The sequence below is a fragment of the Stenotrophomonas maltophilia group sp. RNC7 genome (genome assembly GCF_030910085.1).
Classification (GTDB): Bacteria; Pseudomonadota; Gammaproteobacteria; order Xanthomonadales; family Xanthomonadaceae; genus Stenotrophomonas; species Stenotrophomonas sepilia.
The window spans coordinates 1-17687 of record NZ_JAVFVN010000296.1; the positions used below are offsets into that span (position 1 = coordinate 1).

The 17687-nt window shown below is 67.8% G+C and carries 18 protein-coding genes; all 18 read right to left on the reverse strand.

Annotated elements, in window-relative coordinates; all coding sequences use genetic code 11:
- Positions 1-353 precede the first annotated feature (353 nt).
- The 18 genes from RCF13_RS04575 to RCF13_RS04660 all read right to left on the reverse strand — a co-directional run bounded on the left by RCF13_RS04575 (position 354) and on the right by RCF13_RS04660 (position 17678).
- On the reverse strand, positions 354-2144 hold the full coding sequence (locus RCF13_RS04575) for an acyl-CoA dehydrogenase C-terminal domain-containing protein (protein ID WP_231352219.1): 1791 nt from the start codon (positions 2142-2144) through the stop codon (positions 354-356).
- Between the two features lie 64 nt (positions 2145-2208).
- A complete protein-coding gene (locus RCF13_RS04580) occupies positions 2209-2685 on the reverse strand; it encodes an LEA type 2 family protein (RefSeq protein WP_072169136.1) in 477 nt (158 codons plus the stop codon).
- Between the two features lie 142 nt (positions 2686-2827).
- Positions 2828-3379: a lipocalin family protein gene (locus RCF13_RS04585; protein ID WP_005417806.1), complete on the reverse strand. Its 552-nt coding sequence runs from the start codon at positions 3377-3379 to the stop codon at positions 2828-2830.
- Between the two features lie 418 nt (positions 3380-3797).
- Positions 3798-4043 carry a DUF2274 domain-containing protein gene (locus RCF13_RS04590; protein ID WP_026069911.1) on the reverse strand — a complete coding sequence of 82 codons (246 nt, stop codon included), beginning with the start codon at positions 4041-4043 and terminating at the stop codon, positions 3798-3800.
- A complete protein-coding gene (locus RCF13_RS04595) occupies positions 4040-5329 on the reverse strand; it encodes a TrbI/VirB10 family protein (protein ID WP_075077240.1) in 1290 nt (429 codons plus the stop codon). The genes RCF13_RS04590 and RCF13_RS04595 overlap by 4 nt, the downstream gene beginning before the upstream one ends.
- A gap of 2 nt (positions 5330-5331) precedes the next feature.
- The gene (trbG, locus tag RCF13_RS04600) at positions 5332-6294 is read right to left on the reverse strand and encodes a P-type conjugative transfer protein TrbG (RefSeq protein ID WP_180834226.1); all 963 of its coding nucleotides are present in this window, start codon (positions 6292-6294) and stop codon (positions 5332-5334) included.
- A gap of 176 nt (positions 6295-6470) precedes the next feature.
- Positions 6471-7172: a conjugal transfer protein TrbF gene (gene trbF, locus RCF13_RS04605; protein ID WP_180834224.1), complete on the reverse strand. Its 702-nt coding sequence runs from the start codon at positions 7170-7172 to the stop codon at positions 6471-6473.
- 18 nt (positions 7173-7190) lie between these two features.
- Positions 7191-8564 carry a P-type conjugative transfer protein TrbL gene (gene trbL / locus RCF13_RS04610; protein WP_014646149.1) on the reverse strand — a complete coding sequence of 458 codons (1374 nt, stop codon included), beginning with the start codon at positions 8562-8564 and terminating at the stop codon, positions 7191-7193.
- Complete coding sequence (locus RCF13_RS04615) at positions 8561-8851, reverse strand: hypothetical protein (protein ID WP_180834222.1); 291 nt, start codon at positions 8849-8851, stop codon at positions 8561-8563. The genes trbL and RCF13_RS04615 overlap by 4 nt, the downstream gene beginning before the upstream one ends.
- A gap of 12 nt (positions 8852-8863) precedes the next feature.
- Positions 8864-9592, reverse strand: coding sequence for a P-type conjugative transfer protein TrbJ (gene trbJ, locus RCF13_RS04620; RefSeq protein WP_180834221.1), 729 nt, complete (start codon positions 9590-9592; stop codon positions 8864-8866).
- Entirely contained in the window at positions 9589-12051 is a 2463-nt protein-coding gene (gene trbE / locus RCF13_RS04625; RefSeq protein WP_180834220.1) for a conjugal transfer protein TrbE, read from the reverse strand. The genes trbJ and trbE overlap by 4 nt, the downstream gene beginning before the upstream one ends.
- 12 nt (positions 12052-12063) lie before the next feature.
- Complete coding sequence (locus RCF13_RS04630; protein WP_014646145.1) at positions 12064-12348, reverse strand: VirB3 family type IV secretion system protein; 285 nt, start codon at positions 12346-12348, stop codon at positions 12064-12066.
- Entirely contained in the window at positions 12345-12728 is a 384-nt protein-coding gene (locus RCF13_RS04635) for a TrbC/VirB2 family protein (protein ID WP_014646144.1), read from the reverse strand. The genes RCF13_RS04630 and RCF13_RS04635 overlap by 4 nt, the downstream gene beginning before the upstream one ends.
- The gene (gene trbB, locus RCF13_RS04640; RefSeq protein ID WP_180834219.1) at positions 12725-13777 is read right to left on the reverse strand and encodes a P-type conjugative transfer ATPase TrbB; all 1053 of its coding nucleotides are present in this window, start codon (positions 13775-13777) and stop codon (positions 12725-12727) included. The genes RCF13_RS04635 and trbB overlap by 4 nt, the downstream gene beginning before the upstream one ends.
- Positions 13774-14238, reverse strand: a complete 465-nt coding sequence (locus tag RCF13_RS04645; RefSeq protein WP_014646142.1) for a ribbon-helix-helix protein, CopG family — start codon at positions 14236-14238, stop codon at positions 13774-13776. Before RCF13_RS04645 ends, trbB begins: the two co-directional genes overlap by 4 nt.
- Positions 14235-16235: a conjugal transfer protein TraG gene (locus tag RCF13_RS04650; RefSeq protein WP_180834218.1), complete on the reverse strand. Its 2001-nt coding sequence runs from the start codon at positions 16233-16235 to the stop codon at positions 14235-14237. Before RCF13_RS04650 ends, RCF13_RS04645 begins: the two co-directional genes overlap by 4 nt.
- A 235-nt stretch (positions 16236-16470) precedes the next feature.
- A complete protein-coding gene (locus RCF13_RS04655) occupies positions 16471-16737 on the reverse strand; it encodes an EexN family lipoprotein (protein ID WP_014646140.1) in 267 nt (88 codons plus the stop codon).
- Positions 16734-17678 carry a LysR family transcriptional regulator gene (locus RCF13_RS04660; protein ID WP_014646139.1) on the reverse strand — a complete coding sequence of 315 codons (945 nt, stop codon included), beginning with the start codon at positions 17676-17678 and terminating at the stop codon, positions 16734-16736. Before RCF13_RS04660 ends, RCF13_RS04655 begins: the two co-directional genes overlap by 4 nt.
- Between the last annotated feature and the right edge of the window lie 9 nt (positions 17679-17687).

A 17687-nucleotide genomic window follows, 5' to 3' on the forward strand; every position in this document is an offset into this window, starting at 1 on the left:
GGTCCGAGCGACTCGGCCAACTCCACGGCTTGGTGCTTGAACTCATCGGTGTAGCTACGACGGGTGATACGGGACATAAGGGACCTCCAAGTGCGATCAAAGTATCGCTTCTTGGCGTCCGCTGACGGGGGGCCAGATCAGATCTACGCAGTTCGCGGGGAACTGTCAGAGGCGGGGCGGTGTGGGGTGGCAGGACCGTTGGCGCCATGGATGGCGCCATCGAGCCCCATGGATGGGTTTACGGTGTGTCCTGCCAGGCCACACCGCCCCGCCATCCACCGGGATGCAGCTGTTGCTGTTGCGGTTGCCGGCCAGCGGCCGGCACTACCGCGGGTGCCGGGCGGCAGCCCGGCTCAGACGCCGAATCGCTCGTCGTCCATCGCCATCAGCGGGGCGGCGCCGGACTGGATCGCGGCGGCGTGGCTGAGGGTGCGCGGCAGCACGCGGGCGAAGTAGAACCGCGCGGTCTCGCGCTTGCCCTGGGCGAAGGCGGCGCCGTGCGCGCTGGCATCGGCGGCGGCCACGCTGCGGGCCCACCAGTAGGCCAGCACCACGTAACCCGAATAGAACAGGTAGTCGTAGCTGGCCGCGCCCAGTTCGTCCGGACTGGCGGCCGCGCGCTGGAGCACGTCCATCGTCAGCTTGCCCCATTCGGCGGCCTTGGCGCGCAGCGGGCCAATGAACTCGGCCAGCGCTTCGTTGCCCTCGTGTTCCTTGGCGAAGGCTTCGATCTCGGCCAGCATCAGCTTCAGGCCGGCGCCCTGGCTGGACGCGGTCTTGCGGCCGATCAGGTCCAGCGCCTGGATGCCGGTGGTGCCTTCATACAGCGTGGTGATTCGGGCATCGCGGGCCAGCTGTTCCATGCCGTGTTCGCGGATGTAGCCGTGGCCACCGAAGCACTGCAGGGCGTTGTAGGTGTTCTCGATGCCCCATTCGGTCTGGCAGGCCTTCGAGATCGGGGTCAGGAAGCTCACCAGGGTGTCGGCGCGCTCGCGCTCAGCGGCATCCTCGGCATGGTGGGCAACGTCGATGAGGGTGGCGGCGTGCAGCGCCAGCAGGCGGCTGCCTTCGACCAGCGACTTCACCGTCAGCAGCATGCGGCGCACATCCGGGTGGACCAGGATCGGGTCGGCCGGCTTGTCCGGGAACCTGGCACCACTCAGGGCGCGCGACTGCAGGCGCTCACGGCTGTACTTCAGCGCGTTCTGGTAGGCGCGCTCGGACAGGCCGATGCCCTGCAGGCCGACCCCCAGGCGCGCGGTGTTCATCATGGTGAACATCGCCTGCAGGCCTTTGTGCGGCTGGCCGACCAGGTAGCCCTGCGCGCCATCGAAGTTCATCACGCAGGTGACCGACCCCTTGATGCCCATCTTGTGCTCGATCGAGCCGCAGCGCAGTGCGTTGCGCTCGCCGACGTTGCCGTCGCGGTCGACCTTGAACTTCGGGGTGACGAACAGCGAGATGCCCTTGGCACCCGGAGGAGCGTCGGGCAGCTTGGCCAGCACCAGGTGCACGATGTTCCCGGTCAGGTCATGCTCGCCGGCGGTGATGAAGATCTTGGTGCCGGTGATCGAATAGCTCCCATCGGCGTTCGGCTCGGCCTTGGTCTTGAGCAGGCCGAGGTCGGTACCGCAGTGCGGTTCGGTCAGGCACATGGTGCCGGTCCAGCGGCCCTCGATCAGCGGCTTGAGGAAAGCCTCGTGCTGCCAGGCCTCGCCGTGCTGCTTCAACGCTTCGATCGCGCCGTGCGAGAGCAGCGGGAAGTTGCCCCACGCCAGGTTGGCGGCGTTGATCATTTCGTTCAGCGGCACGCCCAGGGTGTGCGGCAGGCCCTGGCCGCCCAGCTCCGGCGAGGCGGTCAGGCCGGTCCAGCCGCCATCGACGAACTGGTCGTAGGCCTGCTTGAAGCCGGGCGGGGTGGTCACTTCACCGGTGGCCTGGTCGAGCACGCAGCCGATCTCGTCGCCGACGCTGTTGAGCGGGGCCAGCACGGTGGCGCTGAAGCGGCCGGCTTCCTCCAGCACGGCATCGACCACGTCGGCGGTGGCGTCGGTGAAGCCCAGGCGGGCGAACAGGGGTTCGACCTTGAGCACGTCGTGCAGGGCGAAACGGAGGTCGGAAAGCGGGGCGGTGTAGCTGCTCATCGGTACGTCTCGATTTGATCAGGGCAGGGGAGAGCGGCGCCGGGCGCCGCCACGAAAGGCGGGTTCAGCGCAGCACGCCGGGCAGGCCGGGGGCCTGGTTGAGGGTGCTGCGGCTGCTGATGTCAAAGCTGCGCTGCTTCTTCTCCTGCGGCGTGGCCGCCACCGTTCCCTTCAGGCCATAGGCCAGGGTGCGGTTGCTGGCCAGCGCATCGGCCACCACCAGGCGCGCGGCCGAGCTGGGCACGAGGTCGACATTGATGACGTCGGCGGAGGTGCCGCCGATGGAGATGCCGGGCTTGGCCTGCAGGGTGCCGGCTTCGTTGTCGCCGACGGTCAGCGCCAGCGAGACGTCATCGAAGGTCATCGGCATCGAGCTGAAGTTCTGCAGGCGCAGGGCCACGGTCCAGTTGCCGTCGGCACGCACGGTGAGCTGCTGCAGGCTGGCCGCCGGTTCCGAAACACGCTTGACGATGCCGTTGTTGCAGGCAACAAGGGCGAGGGTGCACAGGACAATCAAGGCGATACGGAAACGGTGGAGCATGGGCGCAAGTCCTCTGGAGGGGTGCGTTTGAATAAGCATACTATGGCGTATGGTCGTTTGGATCGCCTGTGGCGACCCGTCGCAGAGGGTAGCGCGTGAAGATGGTGGCCGGGCGTGCGCGGCGCCGCGGTTGCAACGCGGTTCAATCGGCGGGCGTATCGCGAAGCGGGGCCATCAGGCGCAGCGGGCGCAGGTCGTAGCCCATGGCCTCGGCCTTTTCTTTCAGCGCTTCGAAGCGTGCGCGATCCATTTCCGGCAGGCGCGAGAGGATCCACAGGTACTTCCGGTCCGGTTCACCGACCAGCGCCCACTGATAGTCCGGATCCAGCGCCAGCACCCAGTAGTCGGCCCAGACCAGCGGGACCCAGCTCAGCCAGTCCGGCGCGAAGCGCACCTGCAACTGGCCGGGATGGCCGGCCACCGCGCGAGCCACGCCTTCGGCGACCACGCGCTCACCGTCGCCGTTGCGGCAGGCGTTGGTGACACTGATGCGGCCATCGCTGCGCAGTCCGTAGTTGGCGGTGATCTCGCCCACGCACTGCTTCTGGAACGAGACCGGAAGATGCGCAATCTCGTGCCACTGGCCGGCGTAGCGATCGATGTCCAGGCGCTCGACCGCGCGCACAGGTTCAGTGGCGATCACCGGGAAAGCGGCCAGCAGCAGGCAGGCGAACAGGGCGGGGCGCAGAGGCATCGTCAGGCTCCAGGCAGGAGTCTGGAGCGTAGGTGCCGCCGCGCATGCCGGTGTAAATGTTTCGTCAATCGGGCGTGTGCGCAGGCGCCGCATCCGCCACTCGTGCAGTGCGCGAAGCACGGACAAAAAAGGGCCTGTGTCAAGCCCTCGGCGAAAATCGCCAAGAGTCCGAAAGCTTAAACAAGACAGGGAGTTAGCTCTACTTCGGGCCGCTTTGCGGGGCGGCGGCCATATGGACTAGGAGCCACATGGGAGCGTCGCGGTAGAGGGCCAAGTCGTGCTGCATCGGGGACGATCACCGGCAGACGGCGGGCTTGCCGCACGATCATAGCCCACTCTGTCGCCATCCTCCAGAACGAAGAACGCGCAGCGTTGGGCTGCGCATTCGAGGGATGGCCGCCGGCGAGACCGTGCATCGTCAGCCCGGCTTCGCTGGCACCGTCCTGCTCACGCTTCCCTTCCTGAATCCCCGGTCCCCCGCGATGAAGGCTTCGAGCATGTGCGGGATCAGCGTCACGGCATCGACTGCTTCGCCATAGGTCTGCGCATGCAGCGCGGCGTAGCGGTCGAGGTCGGCTTTCAGGCTGGCCGGGCAAGGAAAGGTCAGCTTGATGTTCTCGGTCTTCGGCAGCGGTCCCAACCGCAGCTTCCTGGTCGTGCTCATCGTGAAGTCCCTCGGTTGAAGAACAGGGGCTGGTAGGGGCGCAGCGCCAAGTCCCGACTCACGACCAGACGCACCGGCAGACCGGGGCGCGCGCTCAACGTCGGTTGGATGTTCATGTTGCGCCGGGTCATCTCCTGGCCGACCTGGTTGATGCTGTCCTGCGCGCTGTCGCGGCCGGCGATGACGATGCGGTTGCCGTCCTGGCGGTTCTCCGGCGCGGCCAGCTCGGCGCCGACGCCCAGCAGCGTCGTCAGCGCCGCCCCGGCGAAGATCCGATCCCAATGCCAATCGACTTCATCCTCCAGCCCGGCATAGCCGGCCGGATCGGTGCCGACCAGGTTGTCGAGCGTCACCGACGACGTATCGGGCAGAATGATCCGGTTCCAGACGACTTGAACCCGGCTCTGTCCGTAGCTCACCTGGCTGTTGTAGCGACCGAGGATGCGCGAGCCCTGCGGGATCAGCAGGAACTTGCCGGTGGCCGTGTCATAGACCGGCTCCGTCACCGTGGCGATGACATCGCCCGGCAAGTCCGACTTGATGCCCGTCACCAGCGCGCCGGCGATGACCGTCCCGGCCATGACCTGATACGGGGAGGCTGGCAATTGCAGGTTGCCGGAATTACGGGTTTGCGTGGAACCGCCTTGCAGGAACGCCTCCTTCTGTTCCTGCCGGTTCTGTACTGCGGTCGGGTCGGCAGGCTGGGCTGCCGTCGAGGCCGGCCCAGCGGCCATCGGATCGAACGCCGCTTTGGCGGCGAAGCCCGGCGCCGCGGTGGCCTGTGACTGCGCCACCGGCGCGGCGCGCTGCGTACCCGAGCGGAAGAACACCGATGACGCCGCCGCTTCCTCGGCTTCCTTCAACCTGGCCAGGCGCTCGGCCTCTGCCGGATCGTGGCCGGGCGGCGCGTAGCCTGGTGTCGGTTGCTGCGCATTGACGATGGCCGGCCCGAGGTCGCCCGGCAGCGGCGGCCCCAGCTCCGGCACCGGGGGCGGCGCGGCCGGCGGCAGCTTGGAGTAGTCGGTCGGAAGCCGCTCCAGCCCTTCGGAGCGCGAAACGCGATCGACGTTGTAAAGCTCGGTCTGTTCGCTGGCGCCGCGTCGCTGCGGTTGCAGCGACCACATCAGCGCGCCCAGCACGGCGACCGACAGCCCGCCGGCCAGGATCGCCAGCATGCGACGATTCAAGCGCGTGACCGGACGCGGCTGGGCGCGCAGCGCTACCGCCTCGGGCGCTGCCTTGGCCGCCTGCGGTGCGACCGGCTCGGGGGTGTCGTCCTGGCGCATCATCAGTTCCTCCGCGCCACGCCGTCGGTGCGCTCGATGCGCACCACGTCGCCCTTGTCGCCGCCCAGGCGCAGTTCGGCCGCGCCGAACAGCCGGTCCACGATGTAGTACGGCGAGCGGAAGCGGTAGTTCACCAACTGCCCATCGCCCTGCACGCCGATGACGAACAGCGGCGGCAGTTCGCCCTGGGCGATGCCGGCAGGGAACTGGATGTAGACCTTCTCGCCGTCATCGAAGGCACGCAGCGGCTTCCATGACGGATTGCTGCCGCTGATCGCGTAGCGGAAGCGGATGCGCTCCAGCGATAGGCCCGTATCAACCGGCGCCGCCACCTGCGCGGCCTGCGCCTGGCGCTGCAAAGCCAGCATCCGGTCCTTCGGGTAGTCCCACGACACCGACGCCATCCAAGCGCGCTCTGTCGAGGTCAGCTCCAGCAGGTAGGTGCGCCGATTGGTGGTGATGACCAGATTGGTCTTGAGGCCCGAGCGGACAGGCTTGACCAGCACGTTGACGCGCAGCTCGTCGCCGGCACCGCTGGACGTGTCGCCGACGATCCAGCGCACGGTGTCGCCGGCGGCGACCGTCACCAGTTCTTCGCCGGGCTGGAGCGAAACCACGGTCACGCGCCCCGGCGCGGCATAGACCTGATACAGCGCGCCATCGGTGAAGGGCCAGACCTGGATGGCATTGACGTAGCCCTCGCGCGTGGGCGCGACCCGCGCCTCGGTATTGGCCTTGGACACGCGCACGGTTTCGTCGGCCGGCTCCGGCGCGGGCTGGGCTTCGTCACCTTCCGGCAGCGGCTTCAACTGCTCCGGCAGCGCCAGCGGTTCGAGGACGGCGACCACCTCCACCGGCGAGGGTGGATCGGGCACGAGCTGCGCCTGCACTGGCTCATCGAGTGGGATCACGGGCGGCGGCTTGCGCTGTGTGGCGCAGCCCGCCAAGGCCGCCACCAGCGTCAACAGGCAAACGTGGCGAAGTGTTCGATCGTCTATCCGCAGATTCGGGGCGAACAAGGGCCATACCGATACGACGCCATCCCGCAGACGCTGCTGATACGCCTCCTGAGACATCCGCCACCGCTCATCGGGGGGAAGATCATCCTGACGCGAAACGGGATCATGCGATTGGAGAGTGTTCATGGTTTCGTTCCTTCCGAGGGATCGAGTTCGCGGCTCCACGACAGGCCGTTGACGTAGATGCCCAGCGGGTTCTTGCGCAGGCGTTCCTCGGTGCGTGGGGTTTGCAGGACGATGGAGATGACGGCGTTCCAGCGCTCGGTCCCGGCCGGCGCGCCGTTGGCGAAGCGTTGCTCGGTCCAGCGCACGTTGAACGACGTGTCGCTGGCGCGCACGACGCTGGTGATCTGCACCGTGACCGACTCCTTGCCGACGCGCGCGAAGGGATCGTTCTTGCTGGCGTAGTCGTTGAGCATGGCGGCGCCCCGGTCGGTCGCGTAGTCGTAGGCGTCCAGCCAGTTCTGCCGGACCACGATCGGGTCGATGGACAGCGAGCGCACCAACGTCACGAAGCGCGCCAGGTGATGCGCGATCTGCGCATCCGTGGGCTTGTACGGCGTGGCCGCCTCGCCTACGGCGCGCACGTGCTCCTTGTCCACCTCCACCACGTAGGGCGTGACGATGGACTGCGCCGAGCGCCAGACCAGGCCGCCGGCCATCAGCAGCGTCAGCACCAGCAGGCCGAAGGCCATGAGGCGCCAGTTCTTGGCCTGCACGCGGGGCGCGCCGATACGCTCGTCCCACACCTGCGCGGCAGATTGATACGGCGTGGCAGGCTGCGGCGTGTCGGCATAGCGCACCTGCGGTCGTTTGAATCGCATGGGTGTTCTCCTTGAAGGTCAGGAATCGGAATCGCGCAGGCTCGGGCCTTGCCCGGAGCCGCCGCCGTCGCCGCCGCGCAGCGCATGGGCGGCGGTGGTCGCGGCGTGGGTGAGCTGCTGGCGGCGGTGCAGCCGCTTGGCCCAGGCCGGTTGCTGCCCGGTGTTGGACGTGGCTTCGCCGCCGGACTGGCCGCCGCCGGACGCGGCGCCTGCGCCTTCATCGGCCGGCGGCCCGTTCCAGCCGGCGCGGAAAGGCGCAGCCATGCGTTGCCCGATGGCGGAAGCGCGGGATGCGGCACCGCGCCCGGCCGCCTGCGCGCCCGTCTTGGCGACGTTGCCCAGGCCGGCCGCAGCGCCCTTGGCCCCGCCGCCGGCAGCGGCGGACCCGGCCCGGAACGCTGACCGGGCACCACCGGCCGTCGATGTCGCGGCGCGCGCACCGCTGCCGGCCAGCTTGGCGGCAGCAGGCGCCATGCGCGCCCCGGCGGCCACCGCCCCGCCCACGCCGGTTGCGGCAGCACCGATGGCGACGGCCGTGCCGGCAGCGCCGACAGCGGCACCGGCCATCGCCCCCGCACCGAGCTGCGGTGCACCGGACACCAGGCCGGTGGCGATGCCGGGGCCGAAGATGCCCAGCGCCAGCAGCGTCAGCGAGGCCAGCATGATGACCAGCGCGTGGTCGATGGATGGCTCGTCGGGATGCACCTGGAACTCGGCGAACAGGCCCGAGCCGATGCCGACGATCACGGCTAGCACCAGCACCTTGATGCCGGCCGACACCACGTTGCCCAGCACCTTCTCGGCGAGAAAGCTGGTCTTGTTCCACAAGGCGAACGGCACCAGCACGAAGCCGGCGAGCGTGGTCAGCTTGAACTCGATCAGCGTGATGAAAAGCTGGATCGCCAGCACGAAGAAGCACAGGACCACCACCAGCCAGGCCAGGAACATCACCGTGATGGCGTCAAGGTTCACGAACACCTCGGGGAAACCAGCCATCTCGCCGACCTGCTCCAGGATCGGCGTGCCTGCGTCGATGCCGGTCTTCGCCAGCCGGCCCGGTTGCAGGAAGTTCTCCATGCTCAAGGTCGAGCCGGTGGCCGTCAGGCCCAGGCCGGCGAAGGACCGGAAGACGATGCCTGCCAGCCAGTTGAAGTTGCCGATGATGTAGGCGAAGGCACCGACGTAGAGCACCTTGCGCAGCAGCTTGGCGATCACGTCCTCGCCTTGGCCGGTGGCGTGGCTCATGGCCCAGTAGAGGCCGGCGATGGTCATGTCGATGACGATCAGCGTGGCCGTCAGGAACGCCACCTCGCCCTGCAACAGCCCGAACCCGGAGTCGATGTAGCGCGAGAACGTATCCAGAAAGCGGTCGATGATCGTCACGTCGTTCATGGCGTTTCATCTCCAATCGGCTCATCGAAGGTTGGGGGAATGGGCGGCAGCTCCTCCAGCGTTCGGTACTCGTCCGGCCCGGTTTGGCCGGCGAAGAAGCGCCGGCGGAAGGCTTCTGCGGCGGCCAGGCAAGCGTCCTCGCCGATGGCCTGCCGGTCGGCCGCGCATTGCGCGCGCAGTGCCTTGAGCCGCACGGGATCGGCGGCCAGGGCATCGGCGCGGTTGTCGGCCGAGTGCTGGCCGCAGGCTGTCAGCAGCACGGCCAGCAGGAGGCAAGCGCATCGCATGGCCGTCTCCCGTCAGTTGCGGTAGAAATCCACGCGCTGCGGCGTGTACGGCGTGCCGGTGCCGAGGAAGCGCCGGCGCACTTCGCGGGCGCGCTCGGTGGCCGCCGCCTGCCGCGCCAGTTCGAGCGAGGTCGCGCGGTCCTGGGTGATCTGGAGCTGTTGCGCCTGGATCGACTGCTTGGCCTGCAAGGCCAGGAGCTGATTGGTCGCCTGCGCGGCCTGCAAGGCGCCGGTGGCGGACTGGCTCTGGCTCACGAGGTCGGCCAGCGTGGATTCGTCCTCGCGCAGGTTCTGCGATACCTGCGCCTGCATGCGCATCGCAGTATGCAGACCGTCGAGCGTGTGCTTCCAACGCTCCTGCGCATCCCGATACATCTGGTCGCCGCTGACGGTGGCGGCGTATTGCTCCGGGTACAGACGTGCGAACTCGCGGTCGAGGTTCTGCACGTCGTAGGCCAGTCCCTGCGCCTCGGCGATCAGCCGCTCGGTCGTCGCCAGCGTCGAGCGCAGCCGGTTGACGATGTTGAAGTCCAGGCTCGCCAGGTTGCGTGCCTGGTTGATGAGCATCTGTGCTTCGTTCTGGAGCTGCTGGACCTGGTTGTTGATCTGCTCCAGCGTGCGGATCGCGGTCAGCGTGTTCTGCACCAAGTTCGTGGGATCAACCACGACCCATTGCGCCTGCGCGGTGGACACGGTGCAAAGCATGGCCGCGATGGCGGTGGCGATAAGACGCTTCTTCATGGCAGGTTCTCCTGTGGTGGTGGGGAAAGGACGGAAGGGGCCAATGGCGCGGCGCCGGGGAACTCGGCCAGCAGGTCGGCGGCCCAATCGAGGCCGCGATGGCGCAGCCACGCGCCGGCAAAACCGGGCACGCCGGCTTGCGCCAGCACGCGGTCGATGTCGCGCTGGTCCTGCGGGGTCGAAGCGCCCGCGAACGCGAGCGCGGCCGGCCCCAGGTCGAGGTCGAACAGGCGATTGCCCAGGCGCGACTGGTAGTAGTAGTCGCGCTTGGGCTCGGCGGTGGCAACGATCTCGATCTGCCGGCTGTTGAGGCCAAAGCCCTCGTAGATCGTCCGTATCTGCGGCTCGGTGGCCTGCGGGTTCGGCAGGAAGATTCGGCTGGCGCAGCTTTCGATGATCGCCGGCGCGATAGTCGAGTCCTTGATGTCGGCCAGCGACTGGGTGGCGAAGATGACGCTGACGTTCTTCTTGCGCAGCGTCTTGAGCCACTGGCGGATGCGCGCCGCGAAGGCCGGTTCATCGAGGAACAGCCAGGCTTCATCGAGGATCAGCAGCGTGGGTGCGCCGTCGAACCGTTCATCGAAGCGGGCGAACAGATAGCGCAGCACCGCTTGCACGGCGGCCGGGCTGTGCATCAGCTCCTCCATCTCGAAGCCCTGCACGTCGGCGCTGCCCAGCCGGTCGAGGTCGGCGTCCAGCAGCTTGCCGTGGGCGCCGCCGAGCACGTAGGGCGAGAGTGCCTGACGCAGCGCGTTGGATTGCAGCAGCACGGAGAGCCCCGTCATCGTGCGCTGCTCCGGCGGCGCACCGGCGAGGCTCCCCAGCGCCGACCAGATGGCGGCCTTCTCGTCCGGGCCGACGGTGACGCCTTCGTGCAGCAGGCGGCCTTCCACCCACTCGGCCGCCCAGGTGCGATAGCCCTCGCTGTCGATACGGGCCAAGGGCTGGAACGCGATGCCGCCATCGGCACCGAGGTCGTAGTGCTCGCCGCCCAGGCCCAACACCGTCGCCCGCATGGACCGCCCCATGTCGAAGGCAAAGATGCGCGAGCTGAAGTAGCGCCGGAACTGCATCGCCAGGACGGCAAGCAGGACCGACTTGCCCATGCCGGTCGGGCCAGCGACCAGCGTATGCCCCACGTCGCCGATGTGCGTCACCAGCCGGAACGGCGTCGCGCCATCGGTGCGCGTCACGATCAGCGGCGGGCCGTCGAGATGGTCGTTCTTCTCCGGCCCGGCCCATACCGCCGACAGCGGCATCATGTGTGCAAGATTCAGCGTCGAGACGATGGGCTGGCGCACGTTGGCGTAGGCGTGGCCGGGGATGGACGACAGCCAGGCGTCCACGGCATTGAGGGTTTCGGGGATGGTGACGAAGCCTCGGCCCTGGATGGCGCGCTCCACCATCCGCTGCTTCTCGTCGGCCACGGCCGGATCGGCGTCGAGCACCGTCACCGTGGCGGTGAGATAGCCGAAGGCGACCTGATCGCTGCCCAGTTCCTGTAAGGCGGCATCGGCATCGGCCGCCTTGTTGCTGGCGTCGGTATCCACCAGCGGCGATTCCTGCTGGAAGATGGTTTCGCGCAGCAGCGCGATGACGTTCTTGCGCTTGGCGAACCACTGGCGGCGCAGCCGGCCGAGTTCCTTTTCCGCTTCGGCCTTGTCCATGCACAGGAAGCGCGTGCTCCAGCGGTAGGCGAACCCCAGGTGATTGAGGTCGTCCAGCAGTCCCGGCCAGGTCGAGGTCGGAAAGCCCCGCACCGTCACCACGCGCAGGTGCTGGTCGCCCAGCGTGGGCGCCAGGCCGCCGGCCAGCATGGAGTCGGCCAGCAGCGCGTCGAGATAGAACGGCACCTCGGGCACCGCGACCCGATAGCGCCGGGTGGATACCGTGCCATGCAGGTAGGTCAGCGTCTGACTGTCATCGAGCCAGGCGACTTCCGGCATCACGCCATCGAGCAGATCGAACACGCGATCGGTTTCCGCTACGAAGGCGTCGAGCCGGCCGCGCCAGTCCACGCCATCGCCGGGCGTGTTCTCATAGAGCAGCCTGGCGGCACGGGCGCGCGATTCCTCCGGTGGCAGGAACGCGAGCGTCAGGTGATAGGCGCTCTCGAAATGGTGGGTCGATTCCTCGAACGCCGCGCGGCGTTCCTCATCGACCAGCCAGGACAGCGGCTCGGGAAAGTCGGAGTGCGGGTAATCCGCCGCCGGCTGGCGCTCGGCCTCGATGAACAAGGCCCAGCCCGAACCCAGCCGGCGCAGCGCGTTGTTCAGCCGCGCCGACGTGGCGATCAGCTCGCCTTGCGTGGCGCTGTCCAGGTCCGGTCCACGAAAGCGCGCCGTGCGCTGGAACGAGCCATCTTTGTTCAAGACGACGCCAGGCGCGACCAGCCCAGCCCACGGAAGCCAGTCGGCCAGCAGCGCGGGGCGCTGGCGGTATTCGGCAAGGTTCAGCATGGCGGCGTCCCCTCACACGTCCAGCAGCGGGCGGTGCTTGATGTGCCGGGCGAAGACCTGCATGAACTGCGGATCGACGCGCGCGCCCCACACGGCCAGCGAGTGGCCGACGATCCAGAGCACGACGCCGGGAATCCACAGTTGCAGGCCCAGCCCGACGGCAGCGGCCAGCGTGCCGTTGGCGATCGCCACGGTGCGCGGTGCGCCGCCCAGCAGGATCGGCTCGGTCAGCGAGCGATGCAGCGGCACCTCGAAGCCGAGCGCGAAGCCCGGCGTGCCTTCATCGGCGGCACTCATACGACGGCCCCGCCGGAGAACGAAAAGAAGGACAGGAAGAACGAGGATGCGGCGAACGCGATGGACAGGCCGAACACGATCTGGATCAGCTTGCGGAAGCCGCCCGACGTGTCGCCGAAGGCCAGCGCGAGGCCGGTCGCGATGATGATGATGACGGCCACGATGCGCGCGACCGGCCCCTGGATCGACTCCAGGATGGATTGCAGCGGCCCTTCCCAGGGCATCGAGGAACCGGCAGCCTGCGCGGTGCCGGCCGTCATCAGCATGATGGCGGCCAGCAGCAGGCCGCGATGGGCCGGCCGGGCCAGGCGCCGGAGGCGTGCAAGGATGGGAACCGGATTTACGGAAAGGCGGAAAGCAGGAACGTGCATCTGCGTCATGGCAGTTCTCCAAGTGGGTCGAGGGACGGGGAAGGCGCAGCGGCGGCGGCTGCGAGGGAAACCGGCGGCAGCTCGGGAAACGGCGTTTCCAGCGCGTCCGCCAGTTGGTAGCCGGCGGCGTCGAAGCCGACGACGCAGGCGATGCTTTCGACGTGGCGCTTGCGGCCACGCCCGGCGATGTGGATCACGACGTTGACCGCCTCGGCGATCAACGCACGCGGCGGGTTCACCGCCACTTCGAGAATCAGTTGTTCCAGGCGCAGCAGCGCGCCCAGCGCGGAACCGGCGTGGATGGTGGCGATACCACCGGGGTGGCCGGTGCCCCACACCTTCACCAAGTCCAGGGCTTCGCCGCCGCGCACCTCGCCGACGATTACGCGGTCGGGGCGCAGGCGCATCGTGGCGCGCACCAATTCCTGCATCGACACGACGCCGGCGCGGGTGCGCAGCGGCACGTGGTCGCGGGCCGCGCATTGCAGTTCGATGGTGTCTTCGAGCACCAGCACGCGGTCGCCGGTGGCGGCGATCTCGGCCAACAAGGCATTGGCGAGCGTGGTCTTGCCCGTACTGGTGCCGCCCGCGATCAGCACGTTCTGCCGTTCGCGTACCGCCCGCCGTAGGAATTCGGCCTGTGGCGCGGACAGAATGCCGTCGACCACGTAGCGATCCAGGCCGATGATGCTCACGGCCCGCTTGCGCAGCGCGAAGGCCGGGCCGGGCGCGGCCGGCGGCAGAATGCCCTCGAAGCGTTCGCCGGTTTCCGGCAACTCGGCGGTCAGCAGCGGCTGGCCGCGATGCACTTCCGCACCGACATGCGCGGCCACCAGGCGGATGATGCGTTCGCCATCGGCCTCGGACAGTTCGACGCCCAGCGGGGCGCGGCCCGACGACAGCCGATCCACCCATAGGGTGCGGTCGGGGTTGAGCATGATTTCCACCACGTCGGGGTCTTCCAGCGCGGTGGCGATCAGCGGCCCCATTGCCGTGCGCAGCATCTGGATGCGGCGATCCAGAGCAGCGGCGGTGGATGACTTCGGTGCGGCGCTCATGACGCACGCTCCCGCGCCTCGGCCAGCGCCGCCGCATCCTCCATCCGCACCGGGTCAGGGTGCAGTTCTTCCACCACGTCGCGCACCAAGCTGCGGCCGCGCAGCAGGTGGCGGCCAAGCTGTTCCACGAACTGCTCGAAGCGCGCCTTGCCCTGCGCGCGGGCCGCGTCCTGATGGGCTTCGGGAATCGGCGTGCTGACGGTCAGGAAGTAGCGGATGAACAGCGCCAGCGTTTCGATTTCGATGTTCTGGTCGCGCTCCAGGCGTTCGGCCTGGCGCGACAGGCGATCCAGCCGCCTGGCGATGGCCGCCTCGCGCTGGTCGCCGGCATCCGGCGATAGCCAGGACGCCAGGGCGGCGGCAACGATGCTGGATTTCGAGACGCCTTTCTTGGCGGCCAGTTCTTCGAGGCGCTTGGCATGTTCGGGCTGGATGAACAGGTTGAGGCGGTACTGGCTCATAGTTCGATTCCGTCGTTGGGATTCAGCGATGCCAGCCGGGCCGTGCGCTGCATGGCCGGGTCGAGCTGGCCGGGAAGCGGCAGCGGCAGGTCGTCGTCGTCATCGAGCAGCGCCAGGTCGTTGCCTGCGTGCTGCGGCTCGGGGCTGTATTCGGCGACTTCGGATAGCTCGGGCTGGCGACGTGGGCCGCCGTCGTCGGCGGTGCCCAGGCCATCGGCGGATGTCGTTGCAGGGGCGTCGGGCACGGCAGGAATCGCCAGGCCGCTCCAGTCATCCGGCCGCGAGGGCGGCGCATCGGCGTACTGCCCGGCTGCGAGCGCCGGCGGCGGCAGCACGCGCCGCTTGAAATTGGCGTCGGCGTAGTAGCGCAGCTTGTTCGCCTTGATGGGCGCCACGCTGGACACCATCACCACGGCCTCGTCGGGCGGAAGCTGCATCACTTCGCCCGGCGTCAGCAGCGGGCGAGCCGTCTCCTGGCGCGACACCATCAGGTGGCCCAGCCACGGCGCGAGCCGGTGGCCGGCGTAGTTGCGCTGCGCACGCAGTTCGGTGGCGGTGCCCAGCGTCTCGGAGATCCGCTTGGCGGTGCGCTCGTCGTTGGTCGCAAACGTCACGCGCACATGGCAGTTGTCGAGGATGGAATGGTTCTGGCCGTAGGCTTTGTCGATCTGGTTGAGCGACTGCGCGATGAGGAAGCTGCGGATGCCGTAGCCCGCCATGAAGGCCAGCGCCGTCTCGAAGAAATCGAGCCTGCCCAGCGCCGGGAACTCGTCGAGCATCAGCAGCAGCTTGTGGCGGCGCTCGATGCCGTCGCTGCCGTCGAGCGATTCCGTTAGGCGCCGGCCGATCTGGTTGAGGATCAGGCGAATGAGCGGCTTGGTGCGGCTGATGTCCGAAGGCGGCACTACGAGATACAGCGAGACGGGGTGCTCGGATGCGATCAGGTCGGCGATGCGCCAGTCGCAGCGTGACGTGACTTCGGCCACCGTGGGATCGCGGTACAGGCCGAGGAACGACATGGCCGTGGATAGCACGCCCGAGCGTTCGTTGTCCGACTTGTTGAGCACTTCGCGGGCGGCGGACGCGACGACGGGGTGCGGTCCATCGCCGAGGTGCCGCGTGGTCATCATCCGGTGCAGCGTCAGCTCGAACGGGCATGCGGGGTCGGAGAGGAAGTTGGCGACGCCGCGCAGCGTCTTGTCCTCGCCCGCGTACAGCACATGCAGGATGGCGCCAACCAACAGCGCGTGCGAGGTCTTTTCCCAATGGTTGCGCTTCTCCAGCGCGCCTTCGGGGTCGACGAGAATGTCCACAATGTTCTGTACGTCGCGCACTTCATGCGCGCCGCGCCGCACTTCCAGCAGCGGGTTGTACGCAGCCGACTTCGCATCGGTGGGGTTGAACAGCAGGCAGTGCGAAAAGCGCGAGCGCCAGCCCGCGGTGATCTGCCAGTTCTCGCCCTTGATGTCGTGGATGACGGCGGACGCGGGCCAGGACAGCAGCGTCGGCACCACCAGGCCGACGCCTTTGCCCGAACGCGTGGGCGCGAAGGTCAGGACGTGTTCCGGGCCTTCATGTCGCAGATACTCATTGCGATACTTGCCGAGGAAGACGCCGGCCGGCTGCGTCAGCCCAGCTTTGCGAATGTCATCCGCTTCGGCCCAGCGCGCCGAACCATAGGTCGTGACCAGCTTGGCCTGCCGCGAGCGCCACACCGACATGGCGATGGCCACCACCACGGCCAGCAGGCCGCTGCCGCCCGCGATGGCCCCGCCGATGTCGAAGACATGCGGCGCGTAGGCATCGAAGAAGAACCACCACTCGAACAGCCGCCAGGGGTGATAGACCGGCGTGCCGAAGAAATCGAACCAGGGCGAGCCAAGGCGTAGTTGATAGCCCAGGGCGGCGGCTGTCCATTGTGTGGCCCCCCACACACCGGCGATCACGATGCCGAAGACGGCGGCGATCTGCCCGAACAACACGCCCTGACCTTGCATGACTGGCCTCCGATTTCCCCTGCGCTGATTCCTCGTTCAAGCGCGGCACAAGGACGTGCCGCATGAAGTGAGGATCAGTGCCGGGTCGGTGCCGGTCAAAGACCGTTATCGGGAGAAAGATCGAGTAATTGGAAAGAATTGGGGCTGCATCGAACCAAAGAAAAACGCCGCAAGCGAAGGCGCGTTGCGGCGTGTCGAGCGAGAAAACGAAGTTTTCGTGGCGGAGCGCCCACGGTCAGAACTTCGGCGGACTCTCCGGCGGCGTGTAGGGCGTATTGCCGTCGCCATAGAACCGCTTGCGCGTGGCTTCGGCGACTCGATTGCACAGCACGTCGCCCAGCTTGGGGCGATCCGTCTTGCATTGCTGGCGCAGTTCCTTCAGCCGCACGGGATCGGATGCCAGTTCTTCAACGCTGGGCGCGTCCGTCTTCTCTGGCGTGTCAGTGGGGCCGCAGGCCGTCAGCACCGCAGCAGCCAGCAGGAACGGAATGGTCTTCTTCATGGTTCGGATTCCTCCGGGACATCGGGTTCATCGCCTGGCGTCGGCCTGGCGGCCTCGGGCGAGTCGATGGCCTGCACGCGCTCGATGAAGCGAGCCAGCGTCTCCGATGGTTCGGCATCCAGGCGCAGCAGATAGGTGGTGAGCACGGGCGAACATCCCGCCAGCGCCCGTGCGACCACGCCTTGTTCGCGGCTGGCCGTGATGTGCGCTGCGCCCGTCAGCCCTAGGGCGAACCCGGCCGATACCAAGGCCATCATCAGGTCGCAGGACGCCACCCGCTCGGCCACCAGCGGTTCCATGTCCACGCGGCGCAGCAGGCGATCCACTTGTCGCGCGTGGCCTTCGCACGCCACCGGGTCGCAGAGCACCAGTGGGAAGCGCAGCACTTCTTCCAACGGAATCCGCTTGTACCTGAGCAGGTCGTGCCGGGCCGGCACGGCCACCATCAGCGGATCGTTCCAGACAGGCATCGCTACGATGCCGTCACCTGCTTCGTCGGCGCGAGCGAACCCCACGTCGTACAGGTCGTCGTGCAGGCCCTTGATCTGCTGCGACAGCGGCACCTCGGTCAGGCGGATTTCGACTTCGGGTTCTTCCTGCCTGCACAGCGCCAGCAAGGCCGGCAGACGCGACGGCGTAATGCCGTCGGACAGGGCGATGCGCAACTGGCCGTGGAAGCCATTGGCCGCGGCCTTCGCACTGTCGCGCGCCTGCTGCAAAGCAGTGAACACGCGCGGCACGTGATCCAGGAACAGTTTGCCCGCACGGGTCAGTCGCGTGCTGCGCGTGGTGCGGGCGAACAGCGCCACGCCCAGTTCTTCCTCCAGCTCCTTGATGGCGCGTGACAATGGCGACTGCTCGATGTGCAGGCGCTCAGCTGCACGGGCGAAGTGCAATTCTTCGGCGACAGCCAGGAAGCAACGAAGATGGCGAAGCTCCATAACGTTCGC

Coding starts and splice junctions, on each gene's coding strand:
- RCF13_RS04635 (WP_014646144.1), bottom strand. CDS start 12,728: ATGACGCAGATGCACGTTCCTGCTTTCCGCCTTTCCGTAAATCCGGTT.
- RCF13_RS04630 (WP_014646145.1), bottom strand. CDS start 12,348: ATGAGTGCCGCCGATGAAGGCACGCCGGGCTTCGCGCTCGGCTTCGAG.
- RCF13_RS04585 (WP_005417806.1), bottom strand. CDS start 3,379: ATGCCTCTGCGCCCCGCCCTGTTCGCCTGCCTGCTGCTGGCCGCTTTC.
- RCF13_RS04660 (WP_014646139.1), bottom strand. CDS start 17,678: ATGGAGCTTCGCCATCTTCGTTGCTTCCTGGCTGTCGCCGAAGAATTG.
- RCF13_RS04575 (WP_231352219.1), bottom strand. CDS start 2,144: ATGAGCAGCTACACCGCCCCGCTTTCCGACCTCCGTTTCGCCCTGCAC.
- trbE (WP_180834220.1), bottom strand. CDS start 12,051: ATGCTGAACCTTGCCGAATACCGCCAGCGCCCCGCGCTGCTGGCCGAC.
- trbB (WP_180834219.1), bottom strand. CDS start 13,777: ATGAGCGCCGCACCGAAGTCATCCACCGCCGCTGCTCTGGATCGCCGC.
- RCF13_RS04645 (WP_014646142.1), bottom strand. CDS start 14,238: ATGAGCCAGTACCGCCTCAACCTGTTCATCCAGCCCGAACATGCCAAG.
- RCF13_RS04655 (WP_014646140.1), bottom strand. CDS start 16,737: ATGAAGAAGACCATTCCGTTCCTGCTGGCTGCTGCGGTGCTGACGGCC.
- RCF13_RS04595 (WP_075077240.1), bottom strand. CDS start 5,329: ATGCGCCAGGACGACACCCCCGAGCCGGTCGCACCGCAGGCGGCCAAG.
- trbJ (WP_180834221.1), bottom strand. CDS start 9,592: ATGAAGAAGCGTCTTATCGCCACCGCCATCGCGGCCATGCTTTGCACC.
- trbL (WP_014646149.1), bottom strand. CDS start 8,564: ATGAACGACGTGACGATCATCGACCGCTTTCTGGATACGTTCTCGCGC.
- RCF13_RS04650 (WP_180834218.1), bottom strand. CDS start 16,235: ATGCAAGGTCAGGGCGTGTTGTTCGGGCAGATCGCCGCCGTCTTCGGC.
- trbF (WP_180834224.1), bottom strand. CDS start 7,172: ATGCGATTCAAACGACCGCAGGTGCGCTATGCCGACACGCCGCAGCCT.
- RCF13_RS04580 (WP_072169136.1), bottom strand. CDS start 2,685: ATGCTCCACCGTTTCCGTATCGCCTTGATTGTCCTGTGCACCCTCGCC.
- RCF13_RS04615 (WP_180834222.1), bottom strand. CDS start 8,851: ATGCGATGCGCTTGCCTCCTGCTGGCCGTGCTGCTGACAGCCTGCGGC.
- RCF13_RS04590 (WP_026069911.1), bottom strand. CDS start 4,043: ATGAGCACGACCAGGAAGCTGCGGTTGGGACCGCTGCCGAAGACCGAG.